The organism is Cupriavidus sp. 01L415, from assembly GCF_056400065.1.
In genome coordinates this window covers 50,491-68,220 of record NZ_JBFTSP010000004.1, presented here as the reverse complement: position 1 = coordinate 68,220, position 17,730 = coordinate 50,491, and the positions used below count along the sequence as shown (strand labels likewise).

Below are 17,730 nucleotides of genomic sequence, written 5' to 3'. Positions count from 1 at the left end.
TCAGATTTTTGCAGGAAACCGAACTCATGACCGCTCCCCTGAACCCGTCCGTCGAGATCAAGGTGCTGGACGCCCGCCTGAACGATTGGGGCCTGCCCGGCTACCAGAGCGACATGGCCGCGGCCATCGACCTGCACGCCTGCGTGGACGGCCCCGTGACAATCGAGGCTGGCACGCCCGCGCAACTGGTGCCGGCAGGCATCGCCGTGCACATGGGCAATCCGTACATGGCGGCGACGATCGTGCCGCGCTCGGGCCTGGGTCACAAGAAGGGCCTGGTGCTGGGTAATTCGATTGGTGTCATCGATGCCGATTACCAGGGTCAGATCATGGTCAGCGTGTGGAATCGCAACGCGCCCGGCTCCGAGCCGATCGTGATCCAGCCCGGCGAGCGTATCGCGCAGATGATGTTCGTGCCGGTGCTGCGCCCGGTGTTCACCACCGTCACCGAGTTCTCGGAAGATTCCGCCCGCGGTGCTGGCGGCTTTGGCTCGACCGGCGTCGCCCACGTCAAGGCGGGCTAAGAGGTCGAACTGCCCCCGGGAGCGTTACGCCGTCTGATCGAAGATCAGCGCCACGTCGTTGGCGCTGTCGGCGGGAACCAGCGACGTGGCCGGCGTCAGGTCGATCACCTGCACCTGGTTAGCCGCCCAGTGAGCGCGTGCTTTCGCCAGATCACTGGTGCGTAGCCGGATGGCCGCATAGCCGGGCTCCACGCGGCGGATCTGGGGCACACCGGTCGCGGACGCCAGCGCCTGCGGGGTGGCAATCACCAGCGCCGCGCCGTCGATCGCAATGCTGGCGATCTGGTCACCGGCTTGCGCCAGTGGCGCCGGCATCGTCAGTGCCCCGCTGGTCATCTCGGCATAGGCCTTTGCGGCCGCCTCCAACTGTCCTGCCTCCACCACCAGATACATTGCCGCGATGGCATTGGCGCCGTTGGCGTGCCTCATCCATTCGGGACGCCACAACAGTTCGGGCGTCCGGTGCTCGCAGACGAAATAGCGGGCACCGGGGGCGTCATCCAGCGCCGTGACGCGGAATGTGGCCGGCTGCTCACTGCCATCGTCCAGCCGGACGGGGCGAGAGAATTCGATCGGGTCCGAGGTCTTGTAGCCAGCCGCGCGCAGGCGGTCAGCCGTGGCAAATGCATCACGGCTCTTGCATGACGTGGCCGCGCACCCGCCGCCCCGCTGCTGGGCGTCCCAGTAATACTGGCGGCTGGGGTTGGGCGCCGTGACGTGCAGGAGCTCCAGGTAGTCGCGCGCCAGCATGATGCAGTGGTTCTGCGACCCGAGCGTGTGATACCCGCGCGGCGTCAGCGTAAAACCCAGCGCACGCCAGTTGGCCGCGGCGGCGTCCAGATCGCCGCAGACCACCACGGCGTGGTCAAACGGTTCCAATGGCTGATGCATGTCTTAGTCGAACTGGATGTTGGCCTTGCGGGCAACCGCCTGCCATTTGTCGTGTTCGTGCCGCACCAGGTTGCCAAGTTCCGTCGGCGTGCCGACGGCGATCTCAAACCCCTGCGCCGACAGCGCCTCCACCACCTTTGGCTGTCGAATCGAACCGGCCAGCGCGTCATGCAGGCGCGCAACGGTCTCTTGCGGCATGCCGGCCGGGCCGAACACACCGATCCACGAATAGGCCTCGAAGCCCTTGAAGCCCTGCTCGGCCACGGTCGGCACTTGCGGCATCTGCTTGATCCGACTGGTGCCGGTCACGCCGAGCACCTTGATGGTCTTGGCCGCGATGTGGGCCTGGACGGCCGCGAAGCTGCTGAAGAACAGGTCGACCTCACCGGCCAGCACGGCCTGCACGGCCGGACCGCCGCCCTTGTAGGGTACGTGGAGGAAATGCACGCCGGCCTCGGTGGCCAGCGCCTCGGCGGCCAGCTGGTTCAGGCTGCCGATGCCCGACGAGGCGTAGCGCACGCCGTTCGGCTTGGCACGGGCCAGCTCGATCAGTTCCCTGACGTTCGACGCGGGCAGCGCAGGATTCGCCGCGATCACCAGAGGAAAACGCACCAACTGGGTAATTGGCGTGAAGTCCTTGAAAGTGTCGTAGGGCAGATTTTTGTATGCAAACGGGTTGATCGCGTGGGTATCAAACGCCATCAGCAGCGTATTGCCGTCCGGCTTGGCGCGTGCCACCACATTGCTGGCGATCAGTCCGCCCGCGCCGGGCTTGTTATCCACCACCACGGTCTGCCCGAGGCCCGCTTTAAGGCCCGGCTGCAACTGGCGCGCCACGATGTCCACGCTGCCACCAGGCGGAAACGGCAACACCATCGAGATCGGACGGCCGCCGGCAGCGGTCTCGGCTTGGGCGAAGGAAGCAAGCGACGCCAGTGAGGCGGGCATGACACCCATCGGAAGCGACTTGAGCAGCATACGGCGCAGCCGCGTGCGTTCGGCAGAAGACATCAGGGACTCGGGCTGGGCGGCCAGGCGACCGCGGTACAAAAAAGAAAAAGGCGGCATGATGCCGCCCTGTATTTTGCCCGATGATCGCCCACGTTGCAGGCGAAGGCGCCGCTGATCGCCCAGAAGTGAAACAATCGGCCGGGTTCTACCCGGCCGATTGCATTTTCAACCCCGCACATCCAGCCCCGTGCGTCAGGCTTCGGCGCGCTGTTCGCTCTCCGGTGCCTCCGGCGGTTCGGGGTCGGCCTCGGAGAAGGTCAGCTTGACCTGGTCGCTGTCGTCCAGGTCCACGGCCACCTTGCCGCCCGATACCAGCTTGCCGAACAGCAGTTCGTCGGCCAGCGCCTTGCGGATCATGTCCTGAATCAGGCGCTGCATCGGACGGGCACCCATCATCGGATCGAAGCCCTTCTTCGCCAGGAACTTGCGCAGCTTCTCGGTAAAGCTGGCTTCCACCTTCTTCTCGTGCAGCTGCTCTTCCAGCTGCATCAGGAACTTGTCCACCACGCGCAGGATGATTTCCTCGTCCAGCGAGCGGAAGCTGATGGTGGCGTCCAGGCGGTTGCGGAACTCCGGCGTGAACATGCGCTTGATGTCGGCCATCTCGTCGCCCTGCTCGCGGGCGCTGGTAAAGCCGATCGTGGCGCGGTTCATGGTCTCCGCCCCCGCGTTCGTCGTCATGATGATGATGACGTTGCGGAAGTCGGCCCGGCGACCGTTGTTGTCGGTCAGCGAACCATGGTCCATCACTTGCAACAGGATATTGAAGATATCCGGATGCGCCTTTTCGATCTCATCCAGCAGCAGCACGCAGTGCGGCTTCTTGGTGACCGCCTCGGTCAGCAGGCCGCCCTGGTCAAACCCGACGTAGCCCGGCGGCGCGCCGATCAGTCGGCTGACCGCATGGCGTTCCATGTATTCGGACATGTCGAAGCGCAGCAACTCGATGCCCATGATGAACGCGAGTTGCTTGGCCACTTCGGTCTTGCCGACACCCGTCGGCCCCGAGAACAGGAACGAACCGATCGGCTTGTCCGTCTTGCCCAGCCCCGCGCGCGACATCTTGATCGCGGATGCCAGCGCCTCGATCGCCGGGTCCTGGCCGAACACCACCGATTTCAGGTCGCGTTCCAGGGTCTGCAGCTTGCTGCGGTCGTCCTGGTTGACGCTCTGCGGCGGGATGCGGGCAATGCGCGAAACGATGTCCTCGATTTCGGTCTTGCCGATGGTCTTCTTCTGCTTGGATTTCGGCAGGATGCGCTGCGCGGCGCCAGCCTCATCGATCACGTCGATGGCCTTGTCCGGCAGGTGACGGTCGGTGATGAAGCGGGCCGACAGTTCCGCGGCGGCCGTCAGCGCTGACGCCGCGTACTTGACACCGTGGTGCTCCTCAAACCGCGACTTCAGGCCTCGCAGGATCTGGACGGTCTGGTCGACGGACGGCTCCACCACGTCGATCTTCTGGAAACGACGGGAGAGTGCCGCATCCTTTTCGAAGATGCCGCGATATTCCGTGAACGTGGTGGCACCCACGCACTTGAGTTGGCCCGACGACAGCGCCGGCTTGAGCAGGTTGCTGGCGTCCAGCGTACCGCCCGAGGCGGCGCCCGCGCCGATCAGCGTGTGGATCTCGTCGATGAACAGGATCGCGTTGGGATTGTCCTTGAGGGACTTCAGCACGCCCTTCAGGCGCTGCTCGAAATCGCCACGATACTTGGTGCCGGCCAGTAGCGCGCCCATGTCGAGCGAGTAGACGACCGCCTTTTCCAGGATGTCGGGCACTTCGTTCTTGGTGATGCGCCATGCCAGACCTTCGGCGATGGCGGTCTTGCCCACGCCGGCTTCGCCCACCAGCAGCGGGTTGTTCTTGCGCCGGCGGCAGAGCACCTGCACCACGCGCTCGACTTCGCTCTCGCGGCCGATCAGCGGATCGATCTTGCCGGCCTTGGCCAGCGAGTTCAGGTTCTGGGTGTACTGCTCGAGCGGGCTTTCCTTGCCGTCACCGCCCTCGCCTTCGGCATTGCCTTCACCATGCTTGGCCGGCTCCGCCTGGTCCTTGCGGATACCGTGGCTGATGAAATTGACGACGTCCAGGCGCGTCACACCCTGCTGCTGCAGGTAGTAGACGGCATGGGAGTCCTTCTCGCCGAAGATCGCCACCAGGACGTTGGCGCCGGTGACTTCCTTCTTGCCGTTGGACGTGGATTGCACGTGCATGATCGCGCGCTGAATCACACGCTGGAAACCCAGCGTAGGTTGCGTGTCCACCTCGTCCGTACCGGGTACAACCGGCGTGTTGTCGGCAATGAAGTTCTTCAGGCTGGTGCGCAAGTCCTCGATGTTGGCCGCGCAAGCGCGCAGCACTTCGGCAGCCGTGGGGTTGTCGAGCAACGCCAGCAGCAGGTGTTCCACGGTAATGAACTCGTGGCGCGCCTGGCGGGCTTCGACAAAAGCCATATGAAGGCTCACTTCCAATTCTTGCGCAATCATGCTTCCTCCATCACGCACTGCAACGGGTGCCCCGCCTGCCGCGCATGGGTTGATACAAGCTCGACCTTGGTCGCCGCGATATCTCTCGTGTAGATACCACAGACGCCCTTGCCTTCCCGGTGAACGGTCAGCATGATCTGCGTCGCCGTTTCCCGGTCCCTGCTGAAATACTGCTGCAGGATCATCACGACGAACTCCATCGGAGTGTAGTCGTCGTTGAGGAGGACCACCTTGTACATCGCAGGCGGCTTGAGCTGCTGCTCTTTCCGCTCGATGACAGTGCCTGCCTCGCGTTGTGGGGTATTCGCCAGCCGTGTCGCCATGGCTTTATTCTAACTCTTACTCGCAAGTCTGCAATTTGGGGAAATGGGCACGTATTCAAGGCCCCACTCATCGGAAAATTCTTACGTGCCCAGCCGCACAGAGGGCGTTAGACGCACGTTGCTGGTGCATGGATCCTGACCTGACATGCCGGCTTTGGTGCCCACCACCGGTGCCCGCGAACGCGGATCCACCATCCCGCCAAAGGTACCATTCCACGCCGTTTCAATCCCACCACACCCTACGCCGAGTGGGGAATCTGCCAGCTTGACAGTATGTTGGTTTGACAGAAAAATCGGTCGCACATCCAGGCCCGGCCAGCGAGCCAAGCGAATAAGGCCGGCCAGGATGATTCCGTGAGCAGGGAGGCCCACGACCGGCGTCGGCAAACCGTTTTCCGCCATTGACCTGGCGGTTTCAGGCGGATTGCCCCGCGAATTCCATTCAGCGACGCATTCTGGTCTGCCGGATCCGACAGGATCCGGTCCGGCATGCGCGCCGACGTGTCATTCGGCTGGCCATCGGTTTCCCCGCTTGAAATCAGCTTTTTCGTTGGGGGAGTTTATGGCAAGCGGTATCGTCAAATGGTTCAATGACGCCAAGGGTTTCGGCTTTATCAAGCCGGACGATGGCGAGGAAGAACTGTTTGCGCACTTTTCGGCAATCCAGATGGCGGGCTTCAAGACGCTGAAGGAAGGCCAGCGCGTCGTGTTCGAAGTGGTTCAAGGCCCCAAGGGCAAGCAAGCCACCAACATCCAGGACGCAGCACAGTAAAAGAGCGCCGCGACCGCACCGGACGCAGAGCCGCGGCGGTCACCAGGATGCGAGGGGGGACACTGTCCCCTGGAACGGGATCCTGTGTCACGGTATGGCAATGCCTGCCGGGACACGCTGCAAGGCGGTACGCTACGCATCCGACAAGACGCCCGGTGATGAGCCGGGCGTCTTGCTTTGGGGCTGTCGATGCCGTTCGCGCAATTTGTGCGACCCGACCGACCGGTCGGCCGGTCGATCTTCCCACGCCGCATTTCCCTCAGTCGGACCAGCCGTCGATCTTCAGCCCGCTGGCCTTTTCGGCCTCCTCGCGACTGAGCTTCCGCACCGACTGACCGAAGCTCCAGACGTGCCCCTCCGGATCCCGGGCGGCATAGACCCTGTCCCCATAAAACTGGTCCTCCGGCTCCCTGACGATGGTCGCGCCGGCCGCCCGGGCGCGCTCGCAATGCGCGTCCAGCCCATCCGGCATATGAACATGGACGGACTGCGTGTTCTTGCCGCCCAGCGACGCCGGGCTGGCCGTGTACTCCGCCCACTCGCTGCCGACCATCAGATAGCTGTCGCGGAAGCGCATTTCCGAATGAACAAGCTTGCCGTCCTGATCCGAGATCACCATCACGCGTCGGAAGCCGAACGCACGTTCGAGCCAGTCCAGCGCAGCCACCGGATCCTTGTAATAGACCGCGGCCCCGAAAGCCGTGCGTCGGAAGGGGTCTTCCATGTGAGCCTCCTCATCTATCAGCCAATCCTGATGTTGTAGTGGATGGCTTCGCATGCCGCCAGCGCCTCGGTTCCGAGGCGCTGCATCGGCAGCTGTCACGAAGGGAAAGGAGTTCAGGAGTCCGGATGGTCGATTGGGTGTCCGGCAACAAAAACCCCCGGAGGCCGTCTGACCGCCCGGGGTTTTGCGCAGCAGGCCGAATGCAGCCTGAGAGCCCGTTACATGTTGTCGACCATCACCTGGCCGAAGCCCGAGCACGATACCTGCGTCGCACCTTCCAGCAGGCGGGCAAAGTCGTACGTAACCTTCTTCGACAGGATCGACTTCTCCATCGACGAAATGATCAGGTCCGCTGCTTCGGTCCAGCCCATGTGGCGCAACATCATTTCGGCCGACAGGATTTCCGAACCCGGGTTCACATAGTCCTTGCCCGCGTACTTCGGCGCCGTGCCGTGCGTGGCTTCGAACATCGCCACCGAATCCGACATGTTCGCGCCCGGGGCGATGCCGATGCCGCCCACCTGCGCAGCCAGTGCGTCGGAAACGTAGTCGCCGTTCAGGTTCAGCGTGGCGATCACCGAATATTCGGCCGGGCGCAGCAGGATCTGCTGCAGGAAGGCGTCGGCGATGGCGTCCTTGATGACGATGTCCTTGCCGGTCTTCGGGTTCTTGAACTTGCACCACGGGCCGCCGTCCACCAGCGCGGCTCCGAATTCCTTCTGCGCCAGCTCGTAGCCCCAGTCACGGAAGCCACCTTCGGTGAACTTCATGATGTTGCCCTTGTGCACTAGCGTCACCGACGGCTTGTCGTTGTCGATCGCATACTGGATGGCCTTGCGCACCAGCCGCTGGGTGCCCTGCTTCGACACCGGCTTGACGCCAATCCCCGAAGTCTCCGGGAAGCGGATCTTCTTCACGCCCATTTCGTTCTGCAGGAAGGCAATCAGCTTCTTCGCGCCCTCGCTCTCGGCTTCCCATTCGATACCGGCATAAATGTCCTCCGAGTTCTCACGGAAGATCACCATGTCGGTCTTTTCCGGCTCGCGCACAGGCGACGGCACGCCCTTGAAATAGCGTACCGGGCGCAGGCAGACGTAGAGGTCAAGCTGCTGGCGCAGCGCGACATTCAGCGAGCGGATGCCGCCGCCGACCGGCGTGGTCAGCGGGCCCTTGATCGACACCACGTATTCCTTGAGCACGTCCAGCGTTTCGTCCGGCAGCCAGACGTCCGGGCCGTACACCCGGGTGGACTTCTCGCCCGCGTAAATCTCCATCCACGCGATCTTGCGCTTGCCGGCGTAGGCCTTTTCCACGGCCGCGTCCACGACCTTGATCATCACCGGCGTGATATCGAGACCGGTGCCGTCACCTTCGATATAGGGGATGATGGGATTGTCCGGCACGTTGAGCGAGTAATCGGCATTCACCGTAATCTTCTCGCCTGCCGGGACCTTGATGTGCTGGTACATGGACGTCTCCACTACGGAACGGGGTTGTGACGGTCGCCAGGCACGTGGTCCGGCAACGCAATGCAAAGGGGCCGCGAGGCATTGTAACGGGCGTTCTCGGTTCGGCCCGTGACTCACCATGTCGCGCCGCACCACAGATGATCGACTATGAGTCTTATATAAGACATAAGACTAATCTCATATTATGCAGCAATCTGCGATCGTCCGCCAACTTGACGGGTTGGGGCATACTTCGCGCCCATGACGCTGATCGCCCTCAACAAACCCTTCAACACAATGAGCCAGTTCTCGGCGCACCCCACGCGGCCGACCCTGGCCGATTGCGTGTCCGTGCCGGACGTCTATCCGGCGGGGCGACTCGATGCCGACAGCGAAGGCCTGCTGCTGCTGACCGACGACGGCGCGCTACAGGCACGCATCGCCGATCCGCTCCACAAGCTCGTCAAGACCTACCTCGTGCAGGTGGAAGGCGTGCCGGATGCTGCCGCGCTGGCGCAGTTGTGCACGGGGGTGGACCTGGGCGATTTCCGCACGTTACCTGCGGCGGCTCGCGTAGTCGATGAACCGGCATGGCTGTGGCCTCGCCACCCGCCGATTCGCTACCGCGCGGCCATTCCCACGTCGTGGGTGGAACTGCAGATTCGCGAGGGCAAGAATCGACAGGTTCGTCGCATGACCGCTGCCGTCGGTTTCCCCACCTTGCGGCTGATACGCGTGGCGATCGGCAACCTGTCGCTGCCAGCGCTGGGGCTGGAGCCAGGCCAATGGTGCGAAATCGATCCGGGCGTGGTGGGGCTACCCAGCCCGACCTCTCGCCCACCCGCGACGTTGGCGCGCAGCCCGGGCACGAGAAAGCCGGCTGTGAAACGAGCAGAAAAACAGGTGGGCAATCGGGGGAACAAACAGGTGGATACACAGACGGCGCAACGGCCGGCAGCACCGGTAAGACGCCGTTACAAATCCTGACAACTCCGACGTCAACGCCCCGCTCGGACATCCCGTTTTTGTGGCTGACACGTCAATACGCGTCAACTCTCCAAATACTGGACAAATATCCTCGAGGTACTCGCAATGAAAAAACTGATCGCTGCCCTGGTTGTTGGCCTGTTCGCTACCGGCGCTTTCGCCCAGGCTTCGGCTCCCGCTGCTGACGCCGCCGCGCCGGCCGCCAAGGAAGCTGCGAAGCCCGCGAAGACCAGCAAGAAGCATAGCAAGAAGCACGCCTCCAAGAAGGCGGCAGCTTCGGCTCCGGCCGCGCAGTAAGGCGGCAGCGCGACGGGCGCCGGCGACATGCCGGGGCCGTTCGCGCATCAAAGGCAGGTTCGCCCCGTGCGACCTGCCTTTTTTCATGCGCGCACGCTTTTGACGGGCTGCGCTATGCTCTCGCCTGCGGTTGAACCTCCAACTCCAGTCCTTCGCCATGCACCCTGTGCTTAAAACCCTCGTGGCCGTCGGCGCCACCGTCCTGACGACCCTTGCGCAGGCGCAGTCCGCGCTGCCCGTCGTCTCGCTGACAGCCGGCATGTACGCCATCAAGGCAGAAGTCGCGGCCTCTCCGGAAGCGCGCGAGCGCGGCCTGATGTACCGCCAGTCGATGCCCGCCAATACCGGCATGTTGTTCGTGTTCGAGGAAAAGGCCGGCCACTGCTTCTGGATGAAGAATACGAACCTGCCGCTCTCCATCGCCTTCCTGGCCGATGACGGCAGCATCGTGAACATCGAGGACATGGCACCGCAGACCGAGGACAATCACTGCCCGCGCGCGGCCGTGCGCTATGCGCTGGAGATGAACAAGGGGTGGTTCGCGCAGAAGGGCATCAAGCCCGGCGCAAAGATTGGCGGCCTGCCGCAGTCGCGGCCCGCGCAATAAGACAGGACGGCGCGGCGGGTTGGCCGCGCCCTGACGACTGGCCTGCGAGGCTCAGTCGCGGAAGTTGTTGAAGTCCAGCGGGGCCTCGGAAACGTCCTTGCGCAGCAGCGCGATCACGGATTGCAGGTCATCGCGCTTGGTGCCGGAGACGCGCACAGCGTCACCCTGGATGCTGGCCTGGACCTTGATCTTGCTGTCCTTGATCATGCGGACGATCTTCTTGGCCAGGTCACCGGTCACGCCCTTCTTGATCGTGATGACCTGCTTGACCTTGTCGCCGCTGATCTTGTCGGTCTTGCCATAGTCCAGGAAGCGCACGTCCACGTTGCGCTTGGCCATCTTGTTGATCAGCACATCCTTGACTTGATCGAGCTTGAAGTCATCGTCGGCAAACGCGGTCAGTTCGTTTTCCTTGTGTTCGACCCGGGCGTCCGAGCCCTTGAAGTCGAAGCGCGTGGAAATTTCCTTGTTGGATTGCTCCACGGCATTCTTCACTTCGACCATGTTTGCTTCGCACACTACGTCAAACGACGGCATTTCGATTCTCCTGGTGTTGCGCATCCGCCGGCTGTTGCGGCGGATCGTCCATAACGGTTACGTATAATCGGGCCTACCCGCAGTCCGGGCCGCCCGCCGTGGCGGCCAGAATCCCTTCCTTGCATGGCAGATTTCCACGAATTCTATCCCCTGCGTCGACACAATACATTCGGTTTCGACGTACGCGCCCGGCTGGCCGCCCACATCCGCAGCGAGTCAGACCTCGTCGCCGCGCTGGCGGACCCGCGCGCCAGCACGCTGCCGGTGGTGGTGCTGGGCGGCGGCAGCAATGTGGTGCTGACCGGCGACCTGGACGCGCTGGTGCTCCTGATGGAGATCCCCGGCTACGAAGTGACGGAAACCCGGGCGGATGACGCCACGGACAAGCACGCCAGCTGGCGGGTTACCGTGGGCGCCGGCGAGAACTGGCATGCCCTGGTCGGGCGGACCATCGCGGACGGCCTGCCCGGGCTCGAGAACCTCGCCCTGATCCCCGGCACCGCTGGCGCCGCCCCGATCCAGAACATCGGCGCCTATGGCGTGGAGTTGCGCGAGCGATTCGCCGGCCTGCGGGCCTATGACCGCCAGACTGGCGATTTCGTGACGCTGGACCTGGAGCAGTGTGCCTTTGGCTACCGGGACAGCCTGTTCAAGCGCGCGGGGCGCGACCGCTACATCATCACCGCCGTCACATTGCGTCTGCCCAAGGCGTGGCAGCCGGTGCTGAACTACGGCGAGCTGGCGCGCGAGCTGGAAGGCGTCGATTCGCCCGACGCATCGCAAATCCGCGACGCCGTGATTGCCATCCGTTCGCGGAAGCTGCCCGATCCCGCGCAGGTGGGCAACGCCGGCAGCTTCTTCAAGAATCCCGTGGTCGATGCGGCCACGCGCGACGCGCTGCTGGCCGGGCATCCGACGCTGGTCAGCTATCAGCAGCCCGACGGCGGCTACAAGCTGGCGGCAGGCTGGCTGATCGATCAATGCGGGTTCAAGGGGCTCGACGACGGCCCGGTGGGCGTCTATGGCAAGCAGGCGCTGGTGCTGGTGCACCACGGCGGCGGCACGGGCGCCACGTTGCTGAAACTGGCGGACCGTATCGCGGATACGGTCCAGGCACGCTTTGGCGTACGGATCGAGCCGGAGCCCGTCATTCTGTAAGCAACGTTTGCTTCGGACGGAATCAGCCGAAGTGGCAGACGTAGTCCAGCGTCTCGGTCACTTCGATGTCGAACTTGCTGTTGCCCGGTACGCTGAACTGCTGACCGGCGCCATACGTCTTCCACTCTTCCGTGCCGGCCAGGCGCACGCGGCAGCTGCCGGCGTTGACTTCCATGATCTCCGGGGCGCCGGTGCCGAAGGTCAGCGTCGCCGGGAAAATCACACCCAGCGTCTTGCGGGTGCCATCCGGAAACAGCACCGTGTGGCTCACGCACTTACCGTCGAAGTACAGGTTAGCCTTCTTGACGACGGACACGTTGTCGAACTGACTCATTCTCACTCTCCTCGGATCTTTCGGTTTCGATAGACGTAGAAAAGGGGCCATGGCGGCCCCTTCGATTGGCTCACGCCGGCACGTTCAGTAACGGCCGCAGAGCAGGTATTCCATCAGTGCTTTCTGTACGTGCAGGCGGTTTTCCGCCTCTTCCCACACCACGCTGCGCGGGCCGTCGATCACCGCCGCTTCCACTTCCTCGCCGCGGTGCGCCGGCAGGCAATGCATGAACAGCGCATCGGCGGCGGCACGATCCATCATCGCGGTAGTCACCATCCAGTCCTTGAACGCGCGCTTGCGCGCCTCGTTCTCGGCCTCGAAGCCCATGCTGGTCCAGACGTCGGTCGTCACCAGGTGCGCACCCAGGCAAGCGTCGAGCGGGTTGTCGAACACCTTGACCCGGCTGGCGGCGGAGGCCGGCACCATCGCCGGATCGAGCTGGTAGCCCGCAGGCGCCGAGAAATGGAATGTGAAGTCCAGGCGTTCCGCAGCCTGAATCCACGTATAGGCCATGTTATTGGCATCGCCGATCCACGCCACCGTCTTGCCGGCAATGCTGCCGCGCTGCTCGATGTACGTGAAGATGTCGGCCAGCACCTGGCACGGATGGTATTCGTTGGTCAGCCCGTTGATGACCGGCACGCGCGAATGAGCCGCAAAGCGTTCCAGGATGTCCTGACCGAACGTACGGATCATGATGATGTCCACCATCCGGGAGATCACCTGCGCGGCGTCCTCGATCGGCTCGCCACGGCCGAGCTGCGAATCGCGCGTGTTCAGGAACACGGCGTGGCCGCCCAACTGGTGGATGCCCGCTTCGAAAGACAGGCGCGTACGCGTGGAGTTCTTCTCGAAGATCATGGCCAGCGTGCGGTCATGCAACGGGTGCCATGTCTCGTAGTTCTTGAACTTGGCCTTGAGGATCCGCGCGCGGTCCAGCAGGTACTCGTACTCGTCGGCACTAAGGTCGCTGAACTGGAGGTAATGCTTGATCGGGGTTGAGCTCATAAAACAAAGAAGGCGACTCGCTGGGGACTCGCGGCCCGGATGCCTGGGGAGGTCATGCCGGAGGGCCGGAGCGTGTCGCGGAGCCGCCTTTCGCGTCGCTTACGCAATGTAATTGCAAGAATCATAAGGGATTATTCCAGCTTTGGCGAGCCCGGGCCGACCCGGCCCTGGCGGCCAATGACAGGTTTCCGACAGGATTCGCCCCTATGCGCAAGTCTTATATAAGATATAATACTGGCTGATTCACGCGGGGCCCGGCATACCCATGCCACCGCCCGCCGCCGGCATCAAAAGTGCCCCCGCCGACACCGACGCCCCGCTTTCCCGTCTGGATGAGCGCGAACCAATCGCCCTCCGGCCGCGTCAAACGGGCGCCCGTCCGGCGGGTTTACCGTCGAGTCACCAGCCTGATCCCCGCAGTCCCATGACCACCCCCAACGTTCGCGAATACTTCATCCAAGGCATTACCAAGGAAGGCAAGACCTTCCGACCGAGCGACTGGGCTGAGCGGCTGTGCGGCGTGATGGCGCAATTCCGTCCCGAGGGGGATACCGGGGATCCCCGCCTGACCTACTCGCCGTACGTACGGCCGGTCATCGTTGCCGGGATCAAGAACGTGGTGGTGGATACGCGGCTGCGCGCCATCGAGCCCAAGGCGCTCGACTTCGTCCTGAATTTCGCCCGCGACAATAACCTGCAGGTGGTGGAAGCCTGCTCGCTGGGCGACTGACCGGGCGCAACGACCTCCGGGAGGATGCCCGGGCAACAGGGCGAGAGTGAAGCAGGGATCAGGGATCACGCCGTGGAACGACACACCAGGCAGATCCGGTCGCCGAAAAACAAAAAAGCTCGTCGCGATGACGAGCTTTTTTCATGCCGGGGCCGAAACCCCGACCGTACCGCAGGGCCGTCGTGGCGACCCTGGCAGCTATCAGACGGCCATGGCCTTGATAGCAGCCGACAGGCGCGACTTGTGACGTGCAGCCTTGTTCTTGTGCACGATCTTCTTGTCGGCGATGCTGTCGATCACGGTTTGCGACTGCTTGAAGATTTCAGCAGCGGCAGCCTTGTCGCCGGCGTCGATGGCCTTGCGAACAGCCTTGACGGCGGTGCGCAGACGCGAGCGCAGGCTGGAGTTATGAGCGTTCTGGGCGACGGCTTGACGCGCGCGCTTGCGAGCTTGTGCGGAATTTGCCATGTAGATATCTTCCTGAATTCAGAATGCGCGCCCGGGGGACGCAATAATTTGGGACGCAACAATTAAGTCACATCGTGCGACCCGGGATGCTCTGACACACGAATCCGGAACGCGACTGTCCTTGCGAATCGGCGATTATACACACACGCTGCACGCGTAGGCAAGGATGATCCGTGCCTGCCGCGCGACGGGCGTGGCGGGCGGGCCGATCCGTATAATAGGCGCCACATTCCCGGCCGGGCGTGGCGTTGCGGCAACTTTACGGCCCGATGCACGTCTGAAATGCGGTCGCCGGCCGGTCGTTCCGGTGGCCCGGCCCCACGCACCCCTTCCCGATTCATCTTGAACCTGCTCAAAGCGCTTGCCACTATCAGCAGCCTGACGATGCTCTCGCGCATCACAGGGCTGGTGCGCGAAATCCTGATTGCCCGGGCGTTCGGCGCCTCGGACATGACCGACGCCTTCAACGTGGCGTTCCGCATTCCCAACCTGCTGCGCCGCGTGTTCGCCGAAGGCGCCTTCTCGCAGGCTTTCGTGCCCATCCTGAACGAGTACCACGGCAAGCGCGGGCCCGACGAGACCCGGCACCTGGTGGACGCCGTGGCCACGGTGATGACCTGGGTGCTGATGGGCGTGTCGCTGCTGGGCGTGATCGCCGCGCCGCTTGTGATGACCGTGGTGGCCACCGGCTTCCGGGGCGACTCCGAAACGTACGACGCCGCGGTCTTCATGACGCGCGTGATGTTTCCGTACATCGGCCTGATCTCGCTGGTCGCCCTGGCGTCCGGCATTCTCAATACGTGGCGCAATTTCGCCGTGCCTGCGTTCACGCCGGTACTGCTGAACCTGTGCCTGATCATTGCCGCGCTGTTTGTCGGCCCGCACATGAGCCAGCCAATCTACGCGCAGGCGTGGGGCGTGCTGGCGGGCGGCGTGCTGCAACTGGCGATCCAGGTTCCCGCGCTGCGCAAGCTCGGCGTGATGCCCCGCGTGTCCATCAACCTGCGCGCCGCCTGGTCTGACGCCGGGGTGCGCCGCGTGATCCGGCAGATGCTGCCGGCGCTGCTGGCGGTGTCGGTGGCCCAGATCAGCCTGATCATCAACACCAATATCGCCTCGCACCTGGCCGCGGGCAGCGTCTCGTACCTGACCTATGCGGACCGGCTGATGGAATTTCCCACGGCGCTGCTGGGCGTGGCGCTGGGCACGATCCTGTTGCCCAGCTTGTCGCGCGCCAGCGCCGAGGACAATCGCGAGGAATATTCGGGGCTGCTGGACTGGGGACTGCGCCTGACGTTCCTGCTGGCCGTGCCGTGCGCGGTGGGCCTGTTCGTCTTCGGCACGCCGCTGACCGCCGTGCTGTTCAATTACGGCAAATTCAATGCCCATGCGGTGGAGATGACGCGTCAGGCGCTGGTGTCGTACGGCGTGGGGCTACTCGGCCTCATCCTGATCAAGATCCTGACGCCCGGCTTCTACGCCCGCCAGGACATCCGCACGCCGGTCAAGATTGCCTTGCTGGTGCTGGTCATCACGCAGGCGTCGAACTATGTCTTCGTGCCGATCTTCGGCCATGCGGGACTGGCACTGTCGATCAGCTTTGGCGCCACGGTCAACGCCCTGCTGCTGTTCTTCGGCCTGCGCCGCCGCGGCTTCTACCGGCCCGCGCCGGGCTGGGGCTTGTTCCTGGCAAGACTGCTGGCGGCCGTGCTGCTCCTGGCCGGCATGCTGCTCTGGTTTGCCCGCAACTTCGACTGGGTCGGCATGGGCGCCACGCCATCGCTGCGGATCGCGCTGATGGCCTCGTGCCTGGTACTTGCGGCGGTGGTCTACTTCGGTACACTGTGGCTCATGGGCCTGCGCTATGCAGCCTTCCGGCGTCGCGCCGGCTAGTCAGGAACCCGCAATGACATCCACGAAAGTCCTGGATTACTTCGCCAGCCTCGTGGCGGACGAAGACGGCATTCCGCTCACGGAAACCGCGCTCTCCATCGCCCAGGACGCCTACCCGGACCTCGACCTGCAAGCCGAACTCGCCGCACTGGATGTGCTGGCCATGCGGCTCAAGCGGCGGATCGCCGAAGGCACTCCGGCCATCCAGCGCCTGCGCCTGCTCAATCATTTCTTCTACCGCGACCTGGGTTTCGGCGCCAACGCCAACGACTACTACGACCCCGACAACTCGTACCTGAACGTGGTGGTCAGGCAGCGCCGGGGCATCCCGATCTCGCTGGCCGTGCTGTACATGGAGCTGGGCCAGCAGATCGGCCTTCCTCTCAAGGGCGTGTCGTTCCCCAACCATTTCCTGGTGCGGATGTCGATTCCGGCTGGCGAAGTGGTGCTCGATCCGCTGACCGGCGAGACGCTATCCAAGGAACAGTTGCAGGAGATGCTGGACCCCTACCTCGAACGGGAGGGCATTTCGGACCCGAACCAGGTCCCGCTGGGGCTGTTCCTGCAGATGGCCAGCCACCGCGAGATCATTGCCCGCATGCTGCGCAACCTGAAGGCGATCTACCTGCAGGAATCGCGCTGGCAACGCTTGCTGGCCGTGCAGAACCGCCTGGTGATCCTGTTGCCGAATTCGATCGAGGAAGTGCGCGACCGAGGCCTGGCCTATGCCAACCTGGAATGCTTCCGGCCGGCGCTGGAGGACCTGGAAGCCTACCTCCAGGCCCGCCCCGATGCGGCCGACACGACCCAGATCCGGGATCGCATGCCGGCCCTGCGGATGATGAGCCGCAGCCTCAACTAGTGATTGTCGGCGGATGCGCGGGTCTTGCCGCGCACCAGCTTCCACAACCCGCCCAGCACCAGCGGCACCACCGCCGCGCCGATCCCCGCCAGCACGATCAGGTTCAGGTACTGCTTGATGAACGGCAGGTTGCCGAAGAAGTAGCCCGCGAACACCAGGCCGAACACCCAGGCCACCGCGCCGATCAGGTTGAACATCTGGAAGCGCGCAAACGTCATCTGCGACACCCCGGCCACGAACGGCGCAAAGGTCCGCACGATCGGGATGAAACGCGCCATCACCAGCGTCTTGCCGCCGTGACGTTCATAGAAGTCATGCGTCTTGCGTAGCGCGCGCTGGTCCAGGAAACGCCATTGATGGTCAAACACCTTGGGCCCGATCCAGCTGCCCACAAAATAGTTGACCGTGTTTCCGGTCACGGCGGCCACCAGCAGCAGCCCCGCCAGCATCCATTCGTTCATCGCGCCCGTGGCGCACATCGCGCCGGCGATAAACAGGAGCGAATCGCCCGGCAGGAATGGCAGCACCACCAGGCCCGTCTCGGCAAATACGATCGCGAACAGGATGCCGTACACCCAGACGCCGTAGTCCTGGACGAACTGCCCAAGGAATTTGTCGACGTGAAGGACCATGTCGATCAGTTGCAATGCGGTATCCAAATCTGTC

General features: G+C 63.6%; 20 protein-coding genes. 9 read left to right on the top strand and 11 right to left on the bottom strand.

Annotation, left to right across the window (positions count from 1 at the left end):
* Nucleotides 1-26 precede the first annotated feature (26 nt).
* Nucleotides 27-524: a dUTP diphosphatase gene (gene dut, locus AC1DOX_RS10260; RefSeq protein ID WP_441615745.1), complete on the top strand. Its 498-nt coding sequence runs from the start codon at nt 27-29 to the stop codon at nt 522-524.
* A 24-nt stretch (nt 525-548) separates the two neighbouring features.
* Here the strand turns inward: dut and AC1DOX_RS10255 are convergent, their stop codons facing one another.
* From AC1DOX_RS10255 to clpS, 4 genes are all read right to left on the bottom strand, one after another.
* Nucleotides 549-1,415 (bottom strand): VOC family protein, encoded by an 867-nt coding sequence (locus AC1DOX_RS10255; protein ID WP_441615743.1) that lies wholly within the window; start codon nt 1,413-1,415, stop codon nt 549-551.
* A 3-nt stretch (nt 1,416-1,418) separates the two neighbouring features.
* The gene (locus AC1DOX_RS10250; protein WP_477101321.1) at nt 1,419-2,426 is read right to left on the bottom strand and encodes a Bug family tripartite tricarboxylate transporter substrate binding protein; all 1,008 of its coding nucleotides are present in this window, start codon (nt 2,424-2,426) and stop codon (nt 1,419-1,421) included.
* Nucleotides 2,427-2,618: 192 nt separating this feature from the next.
* The gene (gene clpA / locus AC1DOX_RS10245) at nt 2,619-4,916 is read right to left on the bottom strand and encodes an ATP-dependent Clp protease ATP-binding subunit ClpA (protein WP_092135189.1); all 2,298 of its coding nucleotides are present in this window, start codon (nt 4,914-4,916) and stop codon (nt 2,619-2,621) included.
* Nucleotides 4,913-5,239, bottom strand: coding sequence for an ATP-dependent Clp protease adapter ClpS (gene clpS / locus AC1DOX_RS10240; protein ID WP_160472928.1), 327 nt, complete (start codon nt 5,237-5,239; stop codon nt 4,913-4,915). Before clpS ends, clpA begins: the two co-directional genes overlap by 4 nt.
* Nucleotides 5,240-5,801: 562 nt before the next feature.
* On the opposite strand from clpS, the gene AC1DOX_RS10235 reads away from it, so the two are divergent.
* The gene (locus AC1DOX_RS10235) at nt 5,802-6,011 is read left to right on the top strand and encodes a cold-shock protein (RefSeq protein WP_092135191.1); all 210 of its coding nucleotides are present in this window, start codon (nt 5,802-5,804) and stop codon (nt 6,009-6,011) included.
* Nucleotides 6,012-6,270: 259 nt separating this feature from the next.
* On the opposite strand, the gene AC1DOX_RS10230 is transcribed toward AC1DOX_RS10235, so the two are convergent.
* The gene (locus tag AC1DOX_RS10230) at nt 6,271-6,735 is read right to left on the bottom strand and encodes a VOC family protein (RefSeq protein ID WP_441615738.1); all 465 of its coding nucleotides are present in this window, start codon (nt 6,733-6,735) and stop codon (nt 6,271-6,273) included.
* Nucleotides 6,736-6,953: 218 nt separating this feature from the next.
* Complete coding sequence (gene icd / locus AC1DOX_RS10225) at nt 6,954-8,204, bottom strand: NADP-dependent isocitrate dehydrogenase (RefSeq protein ID WP_092135194.1); 1,251 nt, start codon at nt 8,202-8,204, stop codon at nt 6,954-6,956.
* A 240-nt stretch (nt 8,205-8,444) separates the two neighbouring features.
* Here icd and AC1DOX_RS10220 point away from each other — a divergent pair, with 240 nt between their 5' ends.
* The 3 genes from AC1DOX_RS10220 (at nt 8,445) to AC1DOX_RS10210 (ending at nt 10,074) form a co-directional block, all read left to right on the top strand.
* Entirely contained in the window at nt 8,445-9,170 is a 726-nt protein-coding gene (locus AC1DOX_RS10220) for a pseudouridine synthase (RefSeq protein ID WP_441615735.1), read from the top strand.
* A 105-nt stretch (nt 9,171-9,275) separates the two neighbouring features.
* Entirely contained in the window at nt 9,276-9,467 is a 192-nt protein-coding gene (locus AC1DOX_RS10215; protein WP_092135198.1) for a hypothetical protein, read from the top strand.
* A 157-nt stretch (nt 9,468-9,624) separates the two neighbouring features.
* Complete coding sequence (locus AC1DOX_RS10210; protein WP_441615733.1) at nt 9,625-10,074, top strand: DUF192 domain-containing protein; 450 nt, start codon at nt 9,625-9,627, stop codon at nt 10,072-10,074.
* A gap of 51 nt (nt 10,075-10,125) precedes the next feature.
* Here AC1DOX_RS10210 and AC1DOX_RS10205 read toward each other — a convergent pair whose 3' ends face one another.
* A complete protein-coding gene (locus tag AC1DOX_RS10205) occupies nt 10,126-10,611 on the bottom strand; it encodes a YajQ family cyclic di-GMP-binding protein (RefSeq protein WP_092135201.1) in 486 nt (161 codons plus the stop codon).
* 123 nt (nt 10,612-10,734) lie between these two features.
* On the opposite strand from AC1DOX_RS10205, the gene murB reads away from it, so the two are divergent.
* Complete coding sequence (gene murB, locus AC1DOX_RS10200) at nt 10,735-11,769, top strand: UDP-N-acetylmuramate dehydrogenase (RefSeq protein ID WP_441615731.1); 1,035 nt, start codon at nt 10,735-10,737, stop codon at nt 11,767-11,769.
* Nucleotides 11,770-11,791: 22 nt separating this feature from the next.
* Here murB and ppnP read toward each other — a convergent pair whose 3' ends face one another.
* Entirely contained in the window at nt 11,792-12,103 is a 312-nt protein-coding gene (ppnP, locus tag AC1DOX_RS10195) for a pyrimidine/purine nucleoside phosphorylase (protein WP_441615729.1), read from the bottom strand.
* Nucleotides 12,104-12,187: 84 nt separating this feature from the next.
* Entirely contained in the window at nt 12,188-13,111 is a 924-nt protein-coding gene (gene argF, locus AC1DOX_RS10190; RefSeq protein ID WP_092135206.1) for an ornithine carbamoyltransferase, read from the bottom strand.
* Between the two features lie 424 nt (nt 13,112-13,535).
* Here argF and AC1DOX_RS10185 point away from each other — a divergent pair, with 424 nt between their 5' ends.
* Nucleotides 13,536-13,841 carry a DUF3579 domain-containing protein gene (locus tag AC1DOX_RS10185; protein WP_092135208.1) on the top strand — a complete coding sequence of 102 codons (306 nt, stop codon included), beginning with the start codon at nt 13,536-13,538 and terminating at the stop codon, nt 13,839-13,841.
* 201 nt (nt 13,842-14,042) lie between these two features.
* Here AC1DOX_RS10185 and rpsT read toward each other — a convergent pair whose 3' ends face one another.
* The gene (gene rpsT, locus AC1DOX_RS10180) at nt 14,043-14,309 is read right to left on the bottom strand and encodes a 30S ribosomal protein S20 (protein ID WP_092135209.1); all 267 of its coding nucleotides are present in this window, start codon (nt 14,307-14,309) and stop codon (nt 14,043-14,045) included.
* Between the two features lie 342 nt (nt 14,310-14,651).
* Between rpsT and murJ the strand changes: the two genes are divergently transcribed.
* The gene (murJ, locus tag AC1DOX_RS10175) at nt 14,652-16,202 is read left to right on the top strand and encodes a murein biosynthesis integral membrane protein MurJ (RefSeq protein ID WP_441615726.1); all 1,551 of its coding nucleotides are present in this window, start codon (nt 14,652-14,654) and stop codon (nt 16,200-16,202) included.
* Between the two features lie 13 nt (nt 16,203-16,215).
* Nucleotides 16,216-17,064: a SirB1 family protein gene (locus tag AC1DOX_RS10170; protein ID WP_092135212.1), complete on the top strand. Its 849-nt coding sequence runs from the start codon at nt 16,216-16,218 to the stop codon at nt 17,062-17,064.
* Here the strand turns inward: AC1DOX_RS10170 and AC1DOX_RS10165 are convergent.
* Nucleotides 17,061-17,711: a VTT domain-containing protein gene (locus AC1DOX_RS10165; RefSeq protein ID WP_255371094.1), complete on the bottom strand. Its 651-nt coding sequence runs from the start codon at nt 17,709-17,711 to the stop codon at nt 17,061-17,063. The genes AC1DOX_RS10170 and AC1DOX_RS10165 overlap by 4 nt on opposite strands.
* Nucleotides 17,712-17,730 lie beyond the last annotated feature (19 nt).

Bases quoted from the DNA above. Each gene is read 5' to 3' on its own strand.
- AC1DOX_RS10205 (WP_092135201.1), bottom strand. From the start codon at position 10,611: ATGCCGTCGTTTGACGTAGTGTGCGAAGCAAACATGGTCGAAGTGAAG.
- AC1DOX_RS10235 (WP_092135191.1), top strand. From the start codon at position 5,802: ATGGCAAGCGGTATCGTCAAATGGTTCAATGACGCCAAGGGTTTCGGC.
- ppnP (WP_441615729.1), bottom strand. From the start codon at position 12,103: ATGAGTCAGTTCGACAACGTGTCCGTCGTCAAGAAGGCTAACCTGTAC.
- dut (WP_441615745.1), top strand. From the start codon at position 27: ATGACCGCTCCCCTGAACCCGTCCGTCGAGATCAAGGTGCTGGACGCC.
- murB (WP_441615731.1), top strand. From the start codon at position 10,735: ATGGCAGATTTCCACGAATTCTATCCCCTGCGTCGACACAATACATTC.
- AC1DOX_RS10220 (WP_441615735.1), top strand. From the start codon at position 8,445: ATGACGCTGATCGCCCTCAACAAACCCTTCAACACAATGAGCCAGTTC.
- AC1DOX_RS10185 (WP_092135208.1), top strand. From the start codon at position 13,536: ATGACCACCCCCAACGTTCGCGAATACTTCATCCAAGGCATTACCAAG.
- AC1DOX_RS10230 (WP_441615738.1), bottom strand. From the start codon at position 6,735: ATGGAAGACCCCTTCCGACGCACGGCTTTCGGGGCCGCGGTCTATTAC.
- clpA (WP_092135189.1), bottom strand. From the start codon at position 4,916: ATGATTGCGCAAGAATTGGAAGTGAGCCTTCATATGGCTTTTGTCGAA.
- AC1DOX_RS10250 (WP_477101321.1), bottom strand. From the start codon at position 2,426: ATGTCTTCTGCCGAACGCACGCGGCTGCGCCGTATGCTGCTCAAGTCG.
- AC1DOX_RS10170 (WP_092135212.1), top strand. From the start codon at position 16,216: ATGACATCCACGAAAGTCCTGGATTACTTCGCCAGCCTCGTGGCGGAC.
- argF (WP_092135206.1), bottom strand. From the start codon at position 13,111: ATGAGCTCAACCCCGATCAAGCATTACCTCCAGTTCAGCGACCTTAGT.
- icd (WP_092135194.1), bottom strand. From the start codon at position 8,204: ATGTACCAGCACATCAAGGTCCCGGCAGGCGAGAAGATTACGGTGAAT.
- clpS (WP_160472928.1), bottom strand. From the start codon at position 5,239: ATGGCGACACGGCTGGCGAATACCCCACAACGCGAGGCAGGCACTGTC.
- AC1DOX_RS10215 (WP_092135198.1), top strand. From the start codon at position 9,276: ATGAAAAAACTGATCGCTGCCCTGGTTGTTGGCCTGTTCGCTACCGGC.
- AC1DOX_RS10255 (WP_441615743.1), bottom strand. From the start codon at position 1,415: ATGCATCAGCCATTGGAACCGTTTGACCACGCCGTGGTGGTCTGCGGC.
- AC1DOX_RS10210 (WP_441615733.1), top strand. From the start codon at position 9,625: ATGCACCCTGTGCTTAAAACCCTCGTGGCCGTCGGCGCCACCGTCCTG.
- rpsT (WP_092135209.1), bottom strand. From the start codon at position 14,309: ATGGCAAATTCCGCACAAGCTCGCAAGCGCGCGCGTCAAGCCGTCGCC.